This window comes from Lysobacter enzymogenes (assembly GCF_017168095.1).
In the GTDB taxonomy this organism is placed as follows: Bacteria; Pseudomonadota; Gammaproteobacteria; order Xanthomonadales; family Xanthomonadaceae; genus Lysobacter; species Lysobacter enzymogenes_D.
Map to the genome: position 1 here is coordinate 1 of NZ_LXSD01000205.1, position 2,233 is coordinate 2,233.

Here is a 2,233-nt window from a genome sequence, read left to right on the forward strand (position 1 = left end):
GCGGGTGCGGGCGCAGGCGCCGGTTCGGCGGCCTTGGGCGCATCGGCCGGGGCCGGCGCGGGCTCGGCGGGCTTGTTGCAGGCGCTCAACGCGAGCGTGGCGAGACAGGCGAGGGCGAGCAGTTTGCGGTTCACATGCGGCTCCTGTGCGGTGGCGGTGTTCGATGGGTCGGCGGGTTGCGCGGCGAGGAGTGAGCGTAGAGGAGCGAGCAGTGGGCGAAAGCGCGCGTTTGCTCACTTCTCGCGCCCCGCGGCGGTTTTTCGCTTTCGCACGAGCACTCGAATGGAAGAGCGCCCGACTTCTGCTCGCTTCTACCCGCTCGCTCCTACCCGCTCGCTCCTGGGCCGCTCAGCGCTTGCCGCCGAAGATGCCGCCGAGCAGGCCGCGCAGGATCTGCCGGCCGACCTGGGTGCCGACCGTGCGCGCGGTCTGCTTGGCCATGGTCTCGACCATGCCCTGGCGGCGCTTGGTGCCGAACACCGCGTCCTTGACCGCCTGGCCGAAGCCGCCCTCTTCCTGGTCGTCCTGCTCGCGGGTCTTGGCCGGCGGCGCCTTGGCCTGTTCGGCCGCGGTCTCGGCGCGCTTGGCCAGCATCTCGGCGGCCGATTCGCGGTTGACCTGGGTGTCGTACTTGCCGCCGATCGGGCTGCCGGCGCGGACCTGGGCGCGCTCGGCCTCGGTGATCGCGCCCATGCGGCAGCGCGGCGGCGCCACCAGGGTGCGTTCGACCGGCATCGGCACGCCCTTGTCCTGCAGGGTCGAGACCAAGGCCTCGCCCGTGCCCAGCTTGGAAATCGCTTCCGCCACGTTCAGCGCCGGATTCGGCACGAACGTTTCCGCGGCCGTGCGCACCGCCTTCTGGTCGCGCGGCGTGAACGCGCGCAGCGCGTGCTGCACGCGGTTGCCGAGCTGGCCGAGGATGTTGTCGGGAATGTCGTCGGGGAACTGCGAGCAGAAGTACACGCCCACGCCCTTGGAGCGGATGATCCGCACCACCTGTTCCACCCGCTGCTGCAGCGCGGCCGGCGCGTCGTCGAACAGCAGGTGCGCCTCGTCGAACACGAACACCAGCTTGGGCCGGTCGAGGTCGCCGACTTCGGGCAGTTGCTCGAACAGCTCCGACAGCAGCCACAGCAGGAAGCTGGAGTACAGGCGCGGCTTGAGGATCAGCGAATCGGCGGCGAGCACGTTGACCACGCCGTGGCCGTTGGGGGTGGTGCGCATCAGGTCGGCCAGTTCCAGCGCCGGCTCGCCGAAGAAATGATCGCCGCCGTCCTGCTCCAGGCGCAGCAGCGAGCGCTGGATCGCGCCGATCGACTGCGCGCTGACCAGGCCGTAGCTGGTGGAGATGTCCTTGCGCTCGTCGGCGACCAGGCCGAGCAGGGCGCGCAGGTCTTCCAGGTCGAGCAGCAGCAGGCCGCGGTCGTCGGCGAGCTTGAACACGATGTCGAGCACGCCGGACTGGGTGTCGTTGAGTTCGAGGATGCGTGACAGCAGGGTCGGGCCCATCTCGCTGACGGTGGTGCGCACCGGATGGCCGAGCTTGCCGAACAGGTCCCAGAACACCACCGGGTTGGCTTGCGGGGTCCAGTCGGCGACGCCGATCTCCTTCAGGCGCTCCTGCAGTTTGTCGCTGGCGGCGCCGGCGACGGCGAGGCCGGCGACGTCGCCCTTGACGTCGGCCAGGAACACCGGCACGCCCTGTCGCGAGAAGCCTTCGGCCAAGGTCATCAGGGTGACCGTCTTGCCGGTGCCGGTGGCGCCGGCGACCAGGCCGTGGCGGTTGCCGAGCTTGGTGTGCAGGAACACTTGCCCGCTGCCGGGGGTGGTCACGGCCTTGCCGATCAGGATGTCGTTCTGGGTGTCGCCGGGGGTCGGGGCCATGTCCGTTTCCGTGGTTCGGTGGGGTGGTGCGTGGGGTGGTTCGTCGGTGGGTTCGGGGGCGCTTGCGAGGGGTCGATTCTAGCGGGAGGCGTGTCGGGTTCGTGAAGCGGGGGGCTTGTTGTTCGTTCGCGTGATATCCGGTGTGGGTGCTGATTGGGTTGCGGATGTTTCGTTCGCGTCGTAGATGCGTTGGCGCAGTCGCGGCTCGCGCCGCTCCTGCAGTCGGATGCGAAACTGGCCGCAGCCCCTGTAGGAGCGACGCAAGTCGCGACCAACCGAAGCAACGCAGCCCCGCCGCCCCACCCCGAAGCCCCGCAACCCCCAGACCGTCATTCCGGCGAAAGCCGGA

Annotated in this window: 1 protein-coding gene; it reads right to left on the reverse strand. The window is 69.7% G+C overall.

What is annotated here, in order from left to right; all coding sequences use genetic code 11:
• Positions 1-348 precede the first annotated feature (348 nt).
• Positions 349-1,884: a helicase HerA-like domain-containing protein gene (locus A7A76_RS05275; RefSeq protein WP_206410210.1), complete on the reverse strand. Its 1,536-nt coding sequence runs from the start codon at positions 1,882-1,884 to the stop codon at positions 349-351.
• Between the last annotated feature and the right edge of the window lie 349 nt (positions 1,885-2,233).